This window comes from Streptomyces sp. CNT372 (assembly GCF_000377145.1).
In genome coordinates this window covers 53,453-72,418 of sequence record NZ_KB897793.1, presented here as the reverse complement: position 1 = coordinate 72,418, position 18,966 = coordinate 53,453, and the positions used below count along the sequence as shown (strand labels likewise).

The 18,966-nt window shown below is 73.9% G+C and carries 17 protein-coding genes; 4 read left to right on the top strand and 13 right to left on the bottom strand.

All coding sequences use genetic code 11. From position 1 onward, the window contains the following. The first annotated feature begins 84 nt into the window (after nt 1-84). Nucleotides 85-1,749, top strand: coding sequence for a D-alanyl-D-alanine carboxypeptidase/D-alanyl-D-alanine endopeptidase (gene dacB / locus C593_RS0127225; RefSeq protein WP_018850491.1), 1,665 nt, complete (start codon nt 85-87; stop codon nt 1,747-1,749). 161 nt (nt 1,750-1,910) lie between these two features. Here the strand turns inward: dacB and C593_RS0127220 are convergent, their stop codons facing one another. After that, complete coding sequence (locus C593_RS0127220) at nt 1,911-4,439, bottom strand: ATP-dependent Clp protease ATP-binding subunit (protein ID WP_018850490.1); 2,529 nt, start codon at nt 4,437-4,439, stop codon at nt 1,911-1,913. A gap of 431 nt (nt 4,440-4,870) precedes the next feature. Here C593_RS0127220 and C593_RS0127215 point away from each other — a divergent pair, with 431 nt between their 5' ends. Next, complete coding sequence (locus C593_RS0127215; protein WP_018850489.1) at nt 4,871-5,479, top strand: SCO3374 family protein; 609 nt, start codon at nt 4,871-4,873, stop codon at nt 5,477-5,479. Here C593_RS0127215 and C593_RS0127210 read toward each other — a convergent pair. The 10 genes from C593_RS0127210 to C593_RS0127165 form a co-directional block, all read right to left on the bottom strand. Continuing rightward, nucleotides 5,410-5,745: a histone-like nucleoid-structuring protein Lsr2 gene (locus C593_RS0127210; protein ID WP_018850488.1), complete on the bottom strand. Its 336-nt coding sequence runs from the start codon at nt 5,743-5,745 to the stop codon at nt 5,410-5,412. The two genes, C593_RS0127215 and C593_RS0127210, sit on opposite strands and share 70 nt — an antisense overlap. A gap of 181 nt (nt 5,746-5,926) precedes the next feature. Beyond that, nucleotides 5,927-6,454: an amino-acid N-acetyltransferase gene (locus tag C593_RS0127205; protein WP_051093813.1), complete on the bottom strand. Its 528-nt coding sequence runs from the start codon at nt 6,452-6,454 to the stop codon at nt 5,927-5,929. Between the two features lie 9 nt (nt 6,455-6,463). After that, nucleotides 6,464-6,859 carry a BlaI/MecI/CopY family transcriptional regulator gene (locus C593_RS0127200; RefSeq protein WP_026278121.1) on the bottom strand — a complete coding sequence of 132 codons (396 nt, stop codon included), beginning with the start codon at nt 6,857-6,859 and terminating at the stop codon, nt 6,464-6,466. Nucleotides 6,860-6,958: 99 nt separating this feature from the next. After that, on the bottom strand, nt 6,959-7,129 hold the full coding sequence (locus tag C593_RS33475) for a hypothetical protein (RefSeq protein WP_018850485.1): 171 nt from the start codon (nt 7,127-7,129) through the stop codon (nt 6,959-6,961). A gap of 14 nt (nt 7,130-7,143) precedes the next feature. Next, entirely contained in the window at nt 7,144-7,806 is a 663-nt protein-coding gene (locus C593_RS0127190; protein WP_037747308.1) for a hypothetical protein, read from the bottom strand. 175 nt (nt 7,807-7,981) lie between these two features. Next, on the bottom strand, nt 7,982-8,779 hold the full coding sequence (locus C593_RS0127185; RefSeq protein WP_018850483.1) for a type III pantothenate kinase: 798 nt from the start codon (nt 8,777-8,779) through the stop codon (nt 7,982-7,984). Then, nucleotides 8,779-9,789, bottom strand: coding sequence for a carboxylating nicotinate-nucleotide diphosphorylase (gene nadC / locus C593_RS0127180; protein ID WP_037747305.1), 1,011 nt, complete (start codon nt 9,787-9,789; stop codon nt 8,779-8,781). Before nadC ends, C593_RS0127185 begins: the two co-directional genes overlap by 1 nt. Beyond that, complete coding sequence (locus C593_RS0127175) at nt 9,786-11,453, bottom strand: L-aspartate oxidase (protein WP_051093820.1); 1,668 nt, start codon at nt 11,451-11,453, stop codon at nt 9,786-9,788. Before C593_RS0127175 ends, nadC begins: the two co-directional genes overlap by 4 nt. Before the next feature lie 125 nt (nt 11,454-11,578). Then, entirely contained in the window at nt 11,579-12,616 is a 1,038-nt protein-coding gene (gene panC / locus C593_RS30650; RefSeq protein ID WP_486591196.1) for a pantoate--beta-alanine ligase, read from the bottom strand. A 224-nt stretch (nt 12,617-12,840) separates the two neighbouring features. Continuing rightward, complete coding sequence (locus tag C593_RS0127165) at nt 12,841-13,761, bottom strand: DUF2520 domain-containing protein (RefSeq protein ID WP_018850479.1); 921 nt, start codon at nt 13,759-13,761, stop codon at nt 12,841-12,843. A 384-nt stretch (nt 13,762-14,145) separates the two neighbouring features. Between C593_RS0127165 and C593_RS30645 the strand changes: the two genes are divergently transcribed. Both C593_RS30645 and C593_RS0127155 read left to right on the top strand, forming a co-directional pair. Then, complete coding sequence (locus C593_RS30645) at nt 14,146-15,474, top strand: beta-eliminating lyase-related protein (RefSeq protein WP_078521943.1); 1,329 nt, start codon at nt 14,146-14,148, stop codon at nt 15,472-15,474. Between the two features lie 344 nt (nt 15,475-15,818). Then, entirely contained in the window at nt 15,819-16,928 is a 1,110-nt protein-coding gene (locus C593_RS0127155; protein WP_026278120.1) for a DUF5937 family protein, read from the top strand. Between the two features lie 40 nt (nt 16,929-16,968). Here the strand turns inward: C593_RS0127155 and C593_RS0127150 are convergent, their stop codons facing one another. After that, a complete protein-coding gene (locus C593_RS0127150) occupies nt 16,969-17,646 on the bottom strand; it encodes a response regulator transcription factor (RefSeq protein WP_018850476.1) in 678 nt (225 codons plus the stop codon). An 88-nt stretch (nt 17,647-17,734) separates the two neighbouring features. Next, the gene (locus C593_RS0127145; RefSeq protein WP_018850475.1) at nt 17,735-18,937 is read right to left on the bottom strand and encodes a sensor histidine kinase; all 1,203 of its coding nucleotides are present in this window, start codon (nt 18,935-18,937) and stop codon (nt 17,735-17,737) included. Nucleotides 18,938-18,966 lie beyond the last annotated feature (29 nt).

The following is an 18,966-nucleotide window of genomic DNA, read 5'->3' as shown; positions in this document are numbered from 1 at the left end:
GATTTGAGGGTGACCGGGGCCACATGACACGACTGTCCTCGGCGTCCTTCCGACGGGTGCCGGGGTGCGGGATCCTCCCGTGCCATGAGGAGACCCCTGAATCCCCCGCTCCCCCACCCCCCGTCACCCCGTCCCGGCGCCCCCGAACCCCGTCCCCGCGCCGTCCTGCCCCACCGGCCGCGGGCCGTCCCGCGCCGCGCCTGGGGCTGGACCGCGGCGGCTCTGGCCTGCACCCTCCTGTGGAGCTCGCCGGCAGGCGCGGGCCCCTCCGGCACCGGGCTGAAGAAGGAGATCGACGCGATCCTCGCCGACGCCCGGCTGGACGGCGGGGCCGCGGGCGTCGTGATCGCCGACGCCACCACCGGTGAACGCCTCTACCGGCGCGACGGCGGCGACCGGCTGATGCCCGCCTCCAACACCAAGATCGCCACCTCGGTGGCCGCGATGGACCTGCTCGGACCGGACCACCGCTGGACCACCGACGTCCTCTCCACCGGCAGCCGCCAGGGATCCACCCTCAAGGGCGACCTGTACCTGCGCGGCAGCGGCGACCCGACCCTGCTGGCCACCGACTACGCACGGCTGGCCGCGCGGGTCGCCGCCACCGGGGTCAAGCGGGTCACCGGCCGCCTGCTCGCCGACGACACGGCCTTCGACGCCCAACGGCTCGGCCGCTCCTGGGCCGCGGACGACGAGTCCGCGTACTACTCCGCCGGGATCTCCGCGCTGACCCTCGCCCCGGACACCGACTACGACGCCGGAACGGTGATCGTCGAGGTCACCCCGGCGGACCGGCCCGGCGCCCGGCCACGGGTGCGGACCGTCCCCGCCACCGGCGGCGTCCGGGTGGACGTACGCGCCACCACCGTCCCCGAGGGTTCGCCGGACACCCTCTCCGTCGGCCGTGAGCACGGCTCGGCGACCGTCACGGTCGCCGGGGGCGTGCCCGTGGGTGCCGCGACCGCCAAGGAATGGATCGCCGTCCAGGACCCGACCGGCTACGCGACCGCCGTCTTCGCCGACGCCCTCGCCGCCCACGGTGTCCGGATCGCGGGGACGCCCCGCCTCGGCGTCCCCGCCCCGCCCGGCGCGCGCGTCCTGGCGGAGCACCGCTCGATGCCGCTCAAGGAGGTGATGCACCCCTTCATGAAGCTCTCCAACAACATGCACGCCGAGGCCCTGGTGAAGACGATCGGCCGCGAGGAGTCGGGCCGGGGCACCTGGGCCGCGGGCCTGGCGGCCGTGCAGGGAGCCCTCGCGGAACACGGGGTGCGCACGGGGGCCCTGCGGCAGACGGACGGTTCCGGCCTCTCCCGGATGAACCTCTTCCCGGCCGAGGAGCTGACCGGCCTGCTCCTCTCCGTCCGCGACGCCCCCTGGTACGCGGACTGGCACGCCTCCCTGCCGGTGGCCTGCGCCCCGGACCGGGCGGTGGGCGGCACCCTGCGCACCCGGATGTGCGGTACCCCGGCGGCCCTGAACGCCGGCGCCAAGACGGGCTCCCTCACCGGCGCCTCCGCCCTGTCCGGCTATGTCACGGACGCGGCGGGCCGGGAACTCGTCTTCTCGATCGTGCTCAACAACTATCTGGCGTCCTCCGTGAAGAGCGTCGAGGACGCGGTCGTGGTGACCCTGGCCTCCTCGGACACCGCCGGGGGCGTCATCCGGGCCGCCGCCCCGCCCGCGGCCCGCACGGCGGAGCCCGGCACCACCGTCGAATGCTCCTGGCGCAAGCCCGCCCCCTGCTGACACCCGCCGCGGCACACGCCCGCCCGGGCGCGCGGACCGTCGCGGTACGGCGGCCCGTGCCGGTACGGCGGCCCGTGCCGGCAGTGGCACACGGAAAAGGGTCGGCCCCGGATCCTCTCGGATCCGGGGCCGACCCTCACGTCAGCCGGCCTGCGGGGCCGTCACGCGTCCTTCGACAGGTTGGGCCCGGTGCTGCCACCGGCCGCCTGCTCGATCGGCGGGACGTCGGGCAGCGCCGCCTTCTCCTCGCCGCGGAAGGTGAACTTCTTCTCCTCACCCTCGCCCTCGGTGTCCACGACCACGATGTGACCGGGGCGCAGCTCGCCGAAGAGGATCTTCTCCGACAGCACGTCCTCGATCTCGCGCTGGATCGTCCGGCGCAGCGGCCGGGCGCCCAGGACCGGGTCGTAGCCCTTCTTGGCGAGGAGCGACTTGGCCGTGGAGCTGAGCTCGATGCCCATGTCCCGGTCCTTAAGCCGCTCGTCCACCTTGGCGATCATCAGGTCGACGATCTGGATGATGTCTTCCTCGGTGAGCTGGTGGAAGACGACCGTGTCGTCGACACGGTTGAGGAACTCGGGCCGGAAGTGCTGCTTGAGCTCTTCGTTGACCTTCGCCTTCATCCGCTCGTAGCCCGTCTTGACGTCGCCCTGCGCCGCGAAGCCCAGGTTGAAGCCCTTGGAGATGTCCCGGGTCCCGAGGTTGGTCGTCATGATGATGACCGTGTTCTTGAAGTCCACGACGCGGCCCTGGGAGTCGGTCAGACGACCGTCCTCCAGGATCTGCAGAAGGGAATTGAAGATATCGGGGTGGGCCTTCTCGACCTCGTCGAAGAGGACGACGGAGAACGGCTTCCGGCGGACCTTCTCGGTGAGCTGGCCGCCCTCCTCGTAACCCACGTATCCGGGCGGGGAACCGAAGAGACGGGAAACCGTGTGCTTCTCGCTGAACTCCGACATGTCGAGGGAGATCAGCGCGTCCTCGTCGCCGAAGAGGAATTCGGCGAGCGTCTTGGAGAGCTCGGTCTTACCGACACCGGACGGGCCGGCGAAGATGAACGAGCCACCGGGGCGCTTCGGGTCCTTCAGACCGGCCCGCGTACGGCGGATGGCCTGGGAAAGGGCCTTGATGGCGTCCTTCTGACCGATGACGCGCTTGTGGAGCTCGTCCTCCATGCGGAGCAGACGCGAGGACTCCTCCTCGGTCAGCTTGAAGACCGGGATACCGGTGGCCGTGGCCAGGACCTCGGCGATCAGCTCGCCGTCGACCTCGGCGACGACGTCCATGTCGCCGGCCTTCCACTCCTTCTCCCGCTTGGCCTTCGCCGCCAGCAGCTGCTTCTCCTTGTCACGGAGGGAAGCCGCCTTCTCGAAGTCCTGGGAGTCGATCGCCGACTCCTTGTCCCGGCGGACACCGGCGATCTTCTCGTCGAACTCGCGCAGGTCCGGCGGCGCGGTCATCCGGCGGATGCGCATCCGGGAACCGGCCTCGTCGATCAGGTCGATCGCCTTGTCCGGCAGGAAGCGGTCCGAGATGTACCGGTCGGCCAGCGTGGCGGCCTGGACCAGCGCCTCGTCCGTGATGGAGACCCGGTGGTGCGCCTCGTAGCGGTCGCGCAGACCCTTGAGGATCTCGATGGTGTGCGGCAGCGACGGCTCCGCGACCTGGATGGGCTGGAAGCGGCGCTCCAGGGCCGCGTCCTTCTCCAGGTGCTTGCGGTACTCGTCGAGCGTGGTGGCGCCGATGGTCTGCAGCTCACCACGGGCCAGCATCGGCTTCAGGATGGACGCCGCGTCGATCGCGCCCTCGGCGGCACCCGCACCCACGAGGGTGTGGAGCTCGTCGATGAACAGGATGATGTCGCCGCGGGTGCGGATCTCCTTGAGCACCTTCTTCAGGCGCTCCTCGAAGTCACCGCGGTACCGGGAGCCGGCGACCAGGGCGCCCAGGTCGAGGGTGTAGAGGTGCTTGTCCTTGAGGGTCTCGGGCACCTCGCCCTTGACGATGGCCTGCGCCAGGCCCTCGACGACCGCCGTCTTGCCGACGCCGGGCTCGCCGATGAGCACGGGGTTGTTCTTCGTGCGGCGGGACAGCACCTGCATGACCCGCTCGATCTCCTTCTCGCGCCCGATGACCGGGTCGAGCTTGGACTCGCGGGCGGCCTGGGTGAGGTTCCGGCCGAACTGGTCGAGGACGAGGGAGGTCGAGGGCGTGCCCTCGGCCGGGCCGCCCGCCGTGGCGGCCTCCTTGCCCTGGTATCCGGAGAGCAGCTGGATGACCTGCTGCCGCACCCGGTTGAGATCGGCGCCCAGCTTCACGAGGACCTGGGCGGCGACGCCCTCGCCCTCGCGGATCAGGCCGAGCAGGATGTGCTCGGTGCCGATGTAGTTGTGGCCGAGCTGGAGGGCCTCGCGGAGCGACAGCTCCAGGACCTTCTTGGCACGGGGCGTGAAGGGGATGTGCCCGGACGGGGCCTGCTGGCCCTGGCCGATGATCTCCTCCACCTGCTGGCGGACCGCCTCGAGCGAAATCCCGAGGCTCTCCAGGGCCTTAGCGGCGACACCCTCACCCTCGTGGATAAGGCCCAGGAGGATGTGCTCGGTGCCGATGTAGTTGTGGTTGAGCATCCGGGCTTCTTCCTGAGCCAGGACGACAACCCGCCGCGCGCGGTCGGTGAACCTCTCGAACATCGTTAATCGCTCCTCAGAGCGGTCAGGCAGTAAGGGGTCGGTCCCCTCCCTGTCCTTCCGCAGCTTAGTCCCGCAAGCGGGGACCGCTCATTCCAACTGCCGACACCCGTCTGTGGCCTCCTGACCCCTGAACGCCGACAACTGCTCCAACCCGATGGTGCGAGACGATGTTCCCGCAGGCCAGGCAGTTACCCCCACCATCAGTACGCCGATGGCGAACGCGAGACGGCCCGGCGAGCGTGTCGCCCCTCCCCACTAGGAATGTCTTACCCGCCGCCACCGACAGTCCATGCCGCGCACACCCCTTCCCTCAGCTACGGGCGAACAACCTTGCGCCGCTCCGCACGCCGGGACACTCCCGCCTCCGGCACAACGGGCGACGCCTCCCACACCCTGCGTAACCATCGGGCGCCCGGGAGAGTTCCCGGGGCATGGCCCTCACCGTCCCGCACCCCCGGTCGTCCCCCGAGGGGGACGCCGCGCACTGGTACCGCACGGCGCTCGGCTGGGAAACGGCCGAGGGGCCTCCCCTTCAGCTGCCGACCGGGGAGGCCTTCGACGTGCTGGAACTGCCCGCGGACGCGGGAGCGGCCGTCCTGGCGCGCGTACCGGCGACCGGGCCGGTGGCGCTGGAGGGGGCCGTGATGCGCCTGCTGGTGGCCGCGGGGGGCGCCGAGGAGCTGCCGGGGCTGCTCCAGTGGCTCGACTGGGACGGTGTGGCCCTGGACCTCGCCGCGATCGGCGCGGGCGGGCGGATCACCGCCCCGCCGCCGCCCGGGAGCGTCCGCCCCGCCGCCGCCCGCTGGCTGCGCCCGCCCCGGCGGGATGCGCGGCTGCCAGCTCTCGCCGGCCCCGGGGGCGGCGGCGAGACGGCCCCCGATCTGGTGCGTCTGGTGGCCACCGCGGCCGGCGAGTGCCACCGCTTCCGGCTGCTGCGCGCTCGGCGCGCACCCGCCGGAAAGCCGCGGAATCAGCCGTTGGCCTTCTCGTACGCCTCACGGATGTCCGCCGGGACACGGCCGCGGTCGTTCACGTTGTAGCCGTTCTCCTTGGCCCACTTGCGGATCTCGGCGGTGTCCTTGTTCCCGCCCGCCGCCGCACGGCCCTTGCCGCGGCCGGCCGAGGCGCGGCCGCCGGTGCGGCGTCCGTTCTTGGCGTAAGGCTCGAGCAGACTCCGGAGCTTGTCGGCATTGGCGGTGGTGAGGTCGATCTCATAGGTCTTGCCGTCCAGCGCGAACGTCACCGTCTCGTCCGCCTCGCCGCCGTCGAGGTCGTCGACAAGAAGGACCTGAACCTTCTGTGCCACCGGATTTCCTTTCATCGAAAAATGCGGTACGCGGAAAGGAAACCGCTTTTCCCCGGAAAACACAAACCCCTGGCAGAGGTTCAGAACCCCGAGAACACGGGAAACGTGCGCGATTCGGACATAGGGATCCCGGCTTCACGCGATCCCCGCACAGGACCCGGGGCTCCCCGTACTGCCGGCCTCACAGGTGCAGAAGCATCCGGCTGTTGCCCAAGGTGTTCGGCTTCACTCGTTCGAGACCCAGGAACTCCGCGACTCCCTCGTCATAGGAACGCAGCAGCTCCGCGTAGACATCGGTGTCCACGGGAGTATGGGACTCCCCGATCTCGGTGAAGCCGTGCTTCTCGAAGAAGTCCACCTCGAAGGTGAGGCAGAAAACCCGGCGCACCCCGAGCCAGCGCGCGGTCCGCAGCAGCTCGCCGAGCACGAGGTGTCCCACCCCGTGGCCGCGGAACTCGGGATCCACCGCGAGTGTGCGGACTTCCGCGAGGTCTTCCCACATGACATGGAGAGCGCCGCATCCGACAACCCGGCCGTCCGCGTCGTGTTCCGCGACCCAGAACTCCTGGATGGCCTCGTAAAGGGTGACGGTGGCTTTGTCGAGCAGGATGCCTTCACTCACGTACGGATCGACGAGGCGGCGGACATCGGGAACATCGCTGGTCCGGGCCCGCCGCACGGTGACGGCATTTGCTGCGGGATAAGGCATGGGGTGACGCTATCGCCCCGGGCCGTCCGCCCGGTCCCCGCCCTCGGCGCCCTGGACGATGCGCACCGCGGCTTGCAGGGAGTCCCGCTGTTCCGGCGACATCATGCCGAAGAAGGCGACGAGTGCCGCCGCGGGGTTGTCACTCTTGGACCAGGCGTCGTTCATCAGTGCGGCGGCGTAGGCGGCGCGGGTGGACACCGCGGTATACCGATAGGCGCGCCCGTCGACTTCCCGGCGCACCCAGCCCTTCTGATGGAGATTGTCCATTACCGTCATGACGGTCGTGTAGGCGATGGAGCGTTCCTGCTGGAGGTCTTCCAGGACTTCCCGCACCGTGACCGGCCGGTTCCATTGCCAGACCCGGGTCATGACGGCGTCTTCGAGCTCTCCCAATTGACGGGGCACACGGCCACCATAGTGGGAGAAAGCGCCCAGGAAGCCCATTGACGTAACACGAAGGACGTACGGCACGAAGCGTGCCGTACGTCCTCGGTGGTCGTGCGCTCAGGCGTCGGTGGCCTGCCGCGTCGCTTCGGCCCGGCTCAGCGCGGCGTCGACGGCCGCGTCCTCCTTGGCCTTGTTCGGACCGCCCTGGCTCTTGACGATCGTCACCACGAGGGTGATGAAGAAGGCGGCCATCACCACGGGGGGCAGAAGCGCGGAAACGTAGTCCATGCCGACCAGGGTAGCTATCCGGCGGCGCGGCGCTCCGGCGGGGGCGCCGGTTTCCGGCGCGGCGGGAAGACCTCCGAGGGCTTCGGCACCGGCTTCTCCTCGGGGGCCGGCGGCCGGGGCCGGGGCTGCTGCGGGGCGGGCTTCGGCTCGTCGTCCGCGCGGCCGCCGGGCAGGGCGTGGAGCCGGACGCGGCGCACGGCCGGCGAGGCGGCGGCCATGTCCGCCGTGGGGGCCGGTTCCGCCGCCGGGGCGGGGACGCGCGCGGTGGCGGGCACCTGCTGTCCCAGACGGGCCCGGACGGACTGCCCGGTGACGTCCAGGCAGCGCCGCAGCACGGCGGCGGCGACCGGGTTGCCGCTCAGCGCCCGCAGGGCGGCGAGGTCGTCGGCACGCGGTTCGTAACCGGCCCCCAGGGCCTCCTGGAGGAGTTCCAGATAGCCGGCGGCCGAGCCGGGCAGAGCGCGTCGGTAGCGACCGAGATCGCTGACGAGGAAGGCACGCAGCCGGCCGGCCTCGTGCACCGCCTCGTCCACGGAGTCGGCCAGTCGCAGGCACTCCCGGACGTCCTCGTCGGCGAGCGGGACGGGATGGAGGGCGGCGGCCAGGGCGCGTCGGAGCACACGCAGCTCGTCCGCGCCGAAGGTCATGCCGCCGTGGGGTCCGTATGGCGTGGGCATGGGCCGACCATACGAGCCGACCGACCAAATGTCGCTTAATGGTACGAAAGGGGGCGTTGCGTGCACGGGCCGGACCCGCGCGCACCCCGGAGACCGCCGTACGGGAACGGCCCCGGCCGGGACCGGGGCCGTGGGGCGGCGGGCACGCCCGACGGGCGGCGACCGGCGCGCCGGGTCACATGCGCGCGATGTTGCGCTCGTAGACCAGGCGCAGGCCGATCAGGGTGAGCCACGGCTCGTGCTCGTCGATCGCGGAGGACTCGCCCAGCACCATGGGCGCCAGCCCGCCGGTCGCGATCACCGTCACGTCGTCCGGGTCGTCCGCGAGTTCGCGCTTCATCCGCTGGACCACGCCGTCGACCTGGCCGGCGAAGCCGTAGACGATGCCGGCCTGCATCGCCTCCACGGTGTTCTTGCCGATCACGCTGCGCGGGCGGACCACCTCGATCTTGCGGAGCTGGGCGCCCTTGACGCCCAGCGCCTCCACCGAGATCTCGATACCGGGGGCGATCACCCCGCCCACGTACTCCCCGCGCGCGCTGACCGCGTCGAAGGTGGTCGCGGTGCCGAAGTCGACGACCACGGCCGGGCCTCCGTACAGCTCGACGGCGGCCGCCGCGTTGATGATCCGGTCGGCGCCGACCTCCTTGGGGTGGTCGGTGAGGACCGGGACGCCGGTCTTGATGCCGGGCTCCACCAGGACGGCCGGGACGTCGCCGTAGTAGCGGCGGGTCACCTCGCGCAGCTCGTGCAGGACCGAGGGGACGGTCGAGCAGATGGCGATGCCCTCGATGCCGTCGCCCAGCTCGACCCCGAGGAGCGGGTGCATGCCCATCAGCCCCTGGAGGAGGACCGCCAGCTCGTCGGCCGTGCGGCGGGCGTCCGTGGAGATGCGCCAGTGCTCGACGATCTCCTCGCCGTCGAAGAGTCCCAGGACGGTGTGCGTGTTGCCGACGTCGATGGTGAGCAGCATCAGGACCCGACCTCCCGCAGGTCGAGACCGATGTCCAGGATCGGCGAGGAGTGGGTCAGCCCGCCGACCGCGAGGTAGTCCACGCCCGTCTGCGCGTACGCCCGCGCGTTCTCCAGGGTGAGGCGGCCGGAGGACTCCAGGATCGCGCGGCCGGCGGTGAGGGTGACCGCCTCCGCCGTCTCGGCCGGGGTGAAGTTGTCCAGCAGGATCAGGTCGGCGCCCGCGTCCAGGACCTCGCGGACCTGGTGCAGGGTGTCCACCTCGACCTCGACCGGCAGGTCCGGGAAGCGGTCGCGCACGGCCTTGAACGCCTCGGCCACACCGCCCGCCGCCACCACGTGGTTGTCCTTCACCAGGGCCGCGTCGGAGAGGGACATCCGGTGGTTGACGCCACCGCCGCAGCGGACCGCGTACTTCTCCAGGGCCCGCAGGCCGACGGTCGTCTTGCGGGTGTCGCGGACCCGGGCGCCGGTGCCCTCCAGGGCGTCCGCCCAGGCCCGGGTGGCGGTCGCGATGCCCGAGAGGCGGCAGAGCAGGTTCAGGGCGCTGCGCTCGCCGGTAAGCAGCTCCCGGGTGCCGGCGGTGACGGAGAGCAGCTTCTGGCCCGCCGCCACCCGGTCGCCGTCCTCGACGTGCCGCTCCACCTCGAACGCGGACGTGCACACGATCGACAGGATCGCCTCGGCGACCCGCAGGCCCGCGACCGTACCCGCCTCGCGGGCGGTGAAGTCGCCGGTGGCGACGGCGTCCTGGGGGACGGTCGCCACGCTGGTCACGTCCACACCGCCGTCGAGGTCCTCCTCGATGGCGAGGTGGGCGATGTCCTCGACCTGGACGGGGTCGAGACCGGCGGCGGCCAGCAGCTCGGCGAGGGCCGGGTCGAGGCCGCTCTCGTAGGTCTCGTCGCCGCCGCAGCCGCAGCCGTCGCCGCAGCCCGTCCCGGCGGCGGGGGCGCCGATCTGGATGAGCGGGACGTCCACGGGCTCCGGACGTTCTTCTGGCGTGGTCACGGTTGCGGCTCCCTGGGGGCGTCGGTCGGTGTGCGGGTGGTGGGCGTCACGGGCGGGAACGCGGCGGAGGCGGTGCGGCGGACGACGAGCCTGCGGTCAGGGGTGAGCCGGGCGACCAGATGACGGCGCCAGGCGGCGTCGTCGCGGTCGGGGTGGTCCTCGCGCCAGTGGCAGCCGCGGGTCTCGGTCCGCTCCCGGGCCGCGTCGACCAGGACCCGGGACACGAGGAGGAGGTTGGTGGCCTCCCAGGAGTGGACGCCGGGCTCGGCGGGCTTGGCCTCGCCGGCGTCGTGCGCCGCGTCGAGCGAGAGGGCTTCGAGGGCGTCTGCCGCGTCGTCCAGGCTGGTGGCCGTGCGGATCACCCCGGCGCCGTGCGTCATGATCCGCTGGATCTCGCGGCGGGCCTCGGGGGCGAGCAGGGGGACGCGCTCGCCGCCCTCCACGGGCGGGCCGCTCGCCGGGCGCTCGGCCACGTCGGCCGCGATCCGCTCGGCGAAGACCAGGCCCTCCAGCAGGGAGTTGGAGGCGAGCCGGTTGGCGCCGTGCACGCCGGTGCAGGCGACTTCGCCGCAGGCGTAGAGGCCGGGGACGGTGGTACGGCCGTGCAGGTCGGTGCGGACGCCGCCGGAGGCGTAGTGGGCGGCCGGGGCGACCGGGATCGGCTCGGTTACCGGGTCGATGCCGTGCGCCCGGCAGGCGGCGAGGATCGTCGGGAAACGCTGCTCCCACATCGCCGCGCCGAAGTGCCGCGCGTCCAGGTACATGTGCTCGGTGCCCTGCTCCCGCATCCGGCGCGTGATCGCCTTGGCGACGATGTCGCGCGGGGCGAGTTCGGCGAGCTCGTGCTGCCCGAGCATGAAGCGGACGCCGTCGGCGTCGACCAGATGGGCGCCCTCGCCGCGGACCGCCTCGGAGACCAGGGGCTGCTGGCCCTCGCTGCCCGCGCCGAGGAACAGCACGGTGGGGTGGAACTGGACGAACTCCAGGTCGGAGACCTCGGCCCCGGCGCGCAGGGCGAGGGCCACGCCGTCGCCGGTGGAGACCGGGGGGTTGGTGGTGGCGGAGAAGACCTGGCCCATGCCGCCGGTGGCGAGGACCACCACGGGGGCGTGGACGGCGCCGACGCCGTCGTGCTGGCCCTCGCCCATCACGTGCAGGGTCAGGCCCGCGGTGCGGCCCTCGGCGTCGGTCAGCAGATCCAGCACCAGGGCGTTCTCGACGGTGCGCAGGCCCTGGGAGCGGACCGCGTCGACCAGGGCCCGGGAGATCTCGGCACCCGTCGCGTCGCCGCCCGCGTGGGCGATGCGACGGCGGTGGTGGCCGCCCTCCCGGGTCAGTTCTATCTCGCCGGAGGCGGGGTCGGTGTCGAAGCGGGCGCCCGTCCCGATCAGCCGGTGGACCGCTCCGGGGCCCTCGGTGACCAGGGCGTCCACCGCCTCCTCGTCGCAGAGGCCGGCGCCGGCGACGAGGGTGTCGTCCAGGTGCTGGGCGGGGGTGTCGCCCTCACCGAGGGCGGCGGCGATACCGCCCTGCGCCCAGCGGGTGGAGCCGTCGTCGAGACGGGCCTTGGTCACCACCACGGTGCTCAGGCCGCGGGCGGCGCAGCGCAGCGCGGCGGTCAGACCGGCGACGCCGGAGCCGACCACCACGACGTCGGCCTCGATCGCCCAGCCGGGGGCGGGCGCGGTGAGGCGGGCGGCGGGCCCGGTGGAGCCCGGGGCGGGCCCGTCGGCAGCACGGGCGGCGGACGCGGGCGGGCCGCCGGCGGGCGCGGTGGGCCGTATACCGGTCACTGCCGGCCTCCGAAGGTCAGGGGGACGTTGTCGATCAGGCGGGTGGTGCCGACCCGGGCGGCGACGGCGAGGACCGCCTCACCGGCGTGGTCGTCGGCCACCTCGGTGAAGGTGGCGGGGTCGACGAGGGCGAGGTAGTCCAGCTCCAGGGGCGGGGCCGCGGCGGCGGCCTCGGCGAGGACGGCGCGAGCGGCGTCGCGCACCGCGTGGGCGCCGCCGCGCGGGACGGAGCGGGCCAGAGCGTGGGCGTCGGCCGCGGCACGGGCCTCGCCCATGGCGGACAGGGCGGCGGCCCGGGAGGGGGCGGCCGGGACGGCCTCGGCGCGGGCGTGCAGCGCGTGCTGGGCCGCGAGGCGGTCGCGGGCGGCGAACAGGGCCCGGGAGAGCGCGAGGGCGGTGGTGCGCTCGGCCGGGGAGAGGTACTGGTTGCGGCTGGAGAGGGCGAGGCCGCTCTCCTCGCGCACGGTGGGGACGCCGACGATCTCCACGGGGAAGTTCAGGTCGCGGACCATACGGCGGATCAGGGCGAGCTGCTGGGCGTCCTTCTGGCCGAAGAGGGCCACGTCGGGCGCGGTGAGATGGAGCAGCTTGGCGACCACGGTGAGCATCCCGTCGAAGTGGCCGGGCCGGGTCCGGCCCTCCAGCAGGGTGCCCATTGGGCCCGCGGTGATGCGCACCTGCGGGTCCCCGCCCGGGTAGACCTCGTCGGCGGACGGGGCGAAGACGGCGTCGGCGCCGGCCGCGGCGGCGGTGCGCAGATCGGCGTCGAGGGTGCGGGGGTAGCGGTCCAGGTCCTCGCCGGCGCCGAACTGGAGCGGATTGACGAAGATGGTGACGACGACGAAGCCGTCCGCGCCGACGCGGGCGCGGGCGGCGCGGACCAGGCCGGCGTGGCCGTCGTGCAGGGCGCCCATGGTCATCACGACGGCGGTCCGGCCGGGGGCCGGGGCCCCGGGTGCCCGGTCGGTGCGGGTGGTGCGTGTGGTGCGCTCGGCGAGGGCGCGGCGCAGGTCCTCGCGGGTGGGGAGGAGCAGGATGCCGTGGGCGTCGGACGCGGACCGGCCGGGGGCGGCCTCGGGGGCGGGCGCGCCGGTGGGGCCGGGGGCGCCGCCGTCCGGGGCCGGCGCGGCCTCATGGGCGCGGCCGGAGGCGGGGTCCGGGGTGGGGCCGGAGGCGGGGTCCGGGGTGGGGCCGGAGGCGGGGTCCGGGGTGGGGCCGGAGGCGGGGTCCGGGGTGAGGTCGGGCTCGGTGGTGCGGCTCATCTCTGGTCCCCCTCCGCGAGGACGCCCAGCAGGTCTTCGGCGAGCTCCGGCTTGAGCAGGCCGTGGGCCAGCGCCCGGTCCGCGGTGGTCCGCGCCATGGCCAGGTATCCGGCGACGGCGCCGGGCGCGTGGGTGCGCAACTCGGCGACGTGCGCGGCGACCGTGCCCGCGTCGCCCCGGGCCACCGGGCCGGTGAGGGCCGCGTCGCCCGAACGCAGGGCGTTGTCCAGGGCCGCGCCGAGCAGGGGGCCGAGCATCCGGTCGGGGGCGGACACCCCTGCCGTACGCAGCAGCTCCATCGACTGCGCGACCAGCGTGACCAGGTGGTTCGCGCCGAGGGCCAGCGCCGCGTGGTACAGCGGGCGGGCCTCCTCCTCGATCCACTCGGGCTCGCCGCCCATCTCGATGACCAGCGCCTCGGCGGCGAGACGCAGTTCCTCGGGCGCGGTCACGCCGAAGGAGCAGCCCGCGAGCCGCTGCACGTCCACGGCCGTACCGGTGAAGGTCATCGCCGGGTGCAGCGCGAGCGGCAGCGCGCCGGCCCGCGTCGCCGGGTCGAGCACCCGCGCGCCGAAACGGCCGGAGGTGTGCGCCAGCAGATGTCCGGGCCGCACGGACCCGGCCTTGACCAGCCCCTCGACGAGAGCCGGGAGGGCGTCGTCGGGCACGGTCAGCAGCACCAGCTCCGCCCGGTCGAGGACCTCGGCCGGCGGCAGCAGCGGAACGTCGGGCAGCAGGGCGGCGGCCCGCCGGCGGGAGGCGTCCGACACCCCGGAGACGGCGACCGGGCGGTGCCCGGCCAGCGCGAGGGAGGCGGCCAGGGCGGGCCCGACGCGCCCGGCGCCGACCACGCCCACGGCGAGCCGGGCGGGGCGGTCCCGTGGGTCGAGCGGTTCCTGTGGTGGTGTGGCGTTCACGCGCGGGTGCCTTCCGTTCCAGTCCGCGACGGGTACCGGACGATTTCTCGTGCACGATGCTACGCCAGCGGCCGCCGCGCCCCGGAAAGTTGTCCACAGGCTGTGGGCGATGATCGGACCGTGACGGATACGAAGCAGCAGCAGACAGCCCACGGGCCGGACCACCGGCCGGACGCGCACGGCGAGGGGCCGGGCGGCCGCGCCGGGGGCGGCGGTTCCGGAGTCAGGGGCGGCGGTTCCGGGGCCGGGGCCGGGGGCGGAGTCGGGGCGGGGCCGCGTGACGGGGGCGGCGGCGCCACGTCGGACGACGAGGACGGGACCGCGCCGGAGGGCCACCCGGAAGAACCTCCCGCCGCGGAACCGGACGAACCGGCGGCGGGGGCGGTGTCCCGATCGACCCCCGGCCGGGACACCGCCCCCGATCCCGACGCGGGCCCCGGCCCCGGCCCGGGTACCGCCACTGACACCGACCCCGACGCGGCCCCCGGCTCCAGCACCGGCCCGGACCCGGACACCGGCCCCGGCTCCCGCACCGACCCGGACCCGGGCACCGACTCCGGCCTCGGCACCCGCCCGGACACCGACCCCGACGCCGACCGGCGGCGCCGGACCGCCGCCTGGCGGGGCTCCCACCGCGTCCTGTGCCGCACCTCCGCCGAACGCACCGTCCGCCAGGGCCTGGCCGTCCTCACCGAGGCCGCCGACGCCGTCTGCGCCCCGGACGAGCCGGTGGACCTCTACGGCGACGGCCTGGTGGCCGAGCTGGAACGGCGTACCGCCGAGCTGCTCGGCTTCCCCGCCGCGGTCTGGTTCCCCACCGGGACCATGGCGCAGCAGGTCGCGCTCCGCTGCTGGGCCGGCCGGACCGGCGATCCGGCGGTGGCCCTGCACCCGCTGGCCCACCCGGAGGTGCATGAGCGCTCCGCCCTGTCCGCGCTGAGCGGCCTGCGTACCGTCCACCCCACCGACGCGCCCCGCCTCCCGACCGCCGGGGAAGTACGCGACTGCGAGGAGCCGTTCGGCACGCTGATGCTGGAACTCCCCCTGCGCGACGCCGGGTTCGTCCTGCCGGAGTGGGACGAGCTGGTCGACGTCGTGGCGGCGGCCCGGGAGCGGGACGCGGTGGTGCACTTCGACGGCGCGCGGCTGTGGGAGTGCACCGCGCACTTCGGCCGCCCCCTCGCCGAGATCGCGGGCCTCGCGGACAGCGTGTACGTCTCCTTCTACAAGTCCCTCGGCGGCCTCTCCGGCGCGGCCCTGGCCGGTCCGCCGTCCCTGGTGGATGAGGCACGGGCCTGGCGGCACCGGTACGGCGGCCAGCTCTTCCAGCAGTACCCGGCAGTGCTGTCGGCACTGGTCGGGCTGGAGCGCGAACTGCCCCGGCTGCCGTCGTACGTGGCGCACGCGCGCATGGTCGCGTCCGCGATGGAGGAGGGTCTGCGGGAGGCGGGCGTGCCGTGGTCCCGCGTCCATCCGCGGGTTCCGGCGACCCACCAGTTCCAGGTGTGGCTCCCGTACGACAGCGAGGTGCTGGACGCGGCGGCCCTGGCGCAGTCGGAGGAGACGGGTATCACCCTCTTCCGCCGCTGGCTCTCGGACGGCAGGCCGCCGGGGGTCTCCGCGACCGAGGTGACGGTGGCGGCGGAGGGCCTGGAGTGGACGTCCCGGGACGTCCACGAGGCCGTCGCGGACTTCGTCCGCCGCCTCCCCTGACCCCCGCCCGCGCCCTGCCCGCGGGCGTCGTGGAGCGGCTGCGCGGCCCGGCGGGGCGCGGACGCCGCCACCGCGGGCGCGAGCCGTGCTCCCGGGCAGCGCGCGGACGCGCCCCGCGCGCCGCGGACCGCAGGTCCCGCAGGGTCCGCGCGTCGTGGCGGCCCGGGGGCGGGGGCGGCGGGGCGCCCGTGCGGGTCGCGCGGTAGGTGTCGAGGAGGTGCTGCTGCGTCGCGCTCATGACCCTCACGCTGCGCCCGCCCGCCCCGCCCGTCGTCCCGATTGACGGGCATCGTCAAACGACGCCCGGCCGCCTCGCCGCGACCCGCACCATGGACGGCGTGAGTGTGAACATCGAGATCGCGGGGCTGCCTCCCGAGCGGATCGTCTTCGACGTGTCCCCCCTGGCCGAACTGGGCGTCGCGCTGCACGCGCTGGACGAGGCAGGGCACCACCCCGGGCTGCACGGCTGGGCCACGGCCACCGCCGCCGCGCTCAAGCCGGACCTCGCCGACCGGATGCGCGAGGCGGACTTCCTGTGGCGGACCACGTTCTCGGACGTGTTCCTGCCCTTCGCGGGGCTCGCGGGCGCCGACCGCCCCGGGGCCACCCTCGCCGAGGACCTGGACCTGCTGGACCGGCTCGACGACGAGCGCTTCGTCTCCGCCGCGCTGGAGTTCACCTGCGCCGCCGCGTACGCGAACGGGGGACCGTCGCCGCTCAGCGACCCGGTGCGCAGGGACCGGGCGCTGGACCTGGCCGCGACCCGGGGGCCGCGCCAGGTGGACTTCACCCGGCGGCTCCTGGACGACCCGACGGCCGTCCGCGCCTGGGTCCGCCGTCTGTGCGAGGACTGCGACGAGGCGTTCTTCGCCGACACCTGGCGGCGCGTCTCGCCCCAGCTCACCGCCGACGCCCGCCACAAGACCGAGCTGCTGCGCCGCAAGGGCCTCACCGAGACCCTGCACGCCGTCTCCCCCGCGCTCACCGTGGACGAGGCTCGCACCGTGGTCAGCGTGGACAAGCTGTCCCAGGCCCGGGCCACGGCCGTGGACCCCGCCGCCGGGCCCGGTCTCACCCTCGTCCCGTCCGCGTTCGGCTGGCCGCATCTGATGGTGCTGCACGCCCCGGGGTGGCGGCCGGTGATCCACTACCCGGTCGCCTCGCCGGGGGTGCCGGAGCCCGGCCGGGTGGAACTGCTCCAGCTGCGGATGGAGGCGCTGGCGCACCCGATGCGGATGCGGCTCTGCCGCCACCTCGCCCGCGCCGCGTACACCACCAGCGAGCTGGCGGAGACCTGCGGCATCACCGCGCCCGAGGTGTCCCGGCATCTGTCCGTGCTGAAGAGGGCCTGCCTGGTGACCACCCGCCGCCGGGGCCGCTACGTGCTCCACCAGCTGGACGTGACCGCGGTCGCGCGGATCGGCAGCGACTTCCTGGAGACCGTCCTGCGCTGAGACACCCCCGTCGGGGTCTCAGCGCGCCCCCGGCGGGGCCTCAGCGCGCCCCGCCGCCGCCCGCCCGGACCAGCCCGGTCTCGTAGGCGAGGACGACCACCTGGACGCGGTCGCGCAGGGAGAGCTTGGTGAGGATGCGCCCCACATGCGTCTTGACCGTGGCCTCGGAGAGCACCAGCCGGGCCGCGATCTCGCCGTTCGACAGGCCCTGGGCGACGAGCAGCATCACCTCGCGCTCCCGCTCGGTCAGCCGGCTCAGTTCCTTGTGCTGCGGCTCCTGGCCCGAGCTGGGCAGCATCGGCGAGAAGCGGTCCAGCAGCCGGCGAGTCGTGGACGGCGCGACGACCGCGTCCCCGCTGTGCACGGACCGGATCGCGCCGAGCAGCTCGCCCGGCGGCACGTCCTTGAGCATGAACCCGCTGGCGCCCGCCTTGAGCCCGGAGAACGCGTACTCGTCGAGGTCGAAGGTGGTGAGGATGAGGACCTTCGGCGGATTGGACGCGGCACAGATCCGGCGGGTGGCCTCCACCCCGTCGAGCCGGGGCATGCGGACGTCCATCAGCACCACGTCCACCGCGGTGGAGCGCAGGATCTCGATGGCCTCGGCGCCGTCACCGGCCTCGGCGACGACCTCCATGTCCGGCTGGGCGGCGAGCACCATGCGGAAGCCGGTGCGCAGCAGCACCTGGTCGTCGACGAGCATCACACGGATGGACATCACGGTCGGTCCTCGTTCTCTCGGTTCGGAGCGAGCGGTGCCCGGTTCGGTCGGTTCGGGCGAGGGGTGCCCGCGCGGCCGGGCGGGGTCAGTTCGCCGGTTTCAGGGGCAGCAGGGCGCTGATACGGAAGCCTCCGCCCGGCCGCGGCCCCGCGTCCAGGGTGCCGCCGACCATACCCACCCGCTCCCGCATGCCGATGAGACCGTGCCCGCGGCCGTCCGCGCCGCCGTCCTCGTACAGCTCGTGCGAGGAGCCCCGCCCGTCGTCCTCGACCAGCAGCCCCAGCCCGTCGTCGAAGTAGACGAGCCGGACGCTGGCGCCCGCCTCCGGGCCGCCGTGCTTGCGGGTGTTCGTCAGCGCCTCCTGCACGATGCGGTACGCGGTGAGCTCCACCCCGCTCGGCAGCGGGCGCGGCGTCCCCTCGACCCGGAAGTCGACCGCGAGACCGGCCTCGCGTACCTTCTCGACCAGGTCCTCGATCTGCCGTACGTCGGGCTGCGGGACGTACTCCCCGCTCTCCGGCCCGTCGCCGGTGCGCAGCACGCCCAGCAGGCGGCGCATCTCGGCGAGGGCCTGGCGGCCGGTGCCGGAGATGGTCTCCAGGGCCTGCTTGGCCTGGTCGGGCGCGGCGTCGAGGACGTAGGCGGCGCCGTCGGCCTGGACGACCATGACCGACACGTTGTGCGCGACGACGTCGTGCAGCTCCCGGGCGATCCGGGCGCGCTCGGCCGCCACCGCGACCTTCGCCTGCGCCTCGCGCTCCTTCTCCAGCCGGGTGGCGCGCTCCTCCAGCTGCGCGAAGTAGGCCCGCCGGGTGCGTATCGAGTCGCCGAGGACCCAGGCGAGCACGAACGGCACGCTCATCACGATGGTGAAGAACACCTGGCCCCCGCGGCCGGTCTCCTCCAGCGGCCAGCGGATCTGCGCCAGCGGCGCCGCGCAGATGCCGCCGACCAGGGCCAGCCGGGAGGCCCAGCGGGGCCCGCCGTGCGCCGCCACGGTGTAGATGATCACCAGCATCGCGAAGTCGGCGGGCATCACCTCGATGTCCAGCACCAGTTGGGCCACGCCCAGCACGGCGGTGAGCACCAGCATCCGCTCCGGCATCCGGCGGCGCAGGGCCACCACGGTGCACAGCAGCGCGGCGATTGCGGCCGCGGCCCACCGCTCGCCGGCGGTCGCGTCCGGCCCCCCGACCACCGACAGCAGGGTGAACCCGAAGAGCGCGACGGCCCAGAAGGTGTCGGTGCCCGTCGGGTGTCTGCGGATGAAGTCGTAGAGGCGCTGCACGCAACCAAGCGTAGGGACAGCGGATAGGT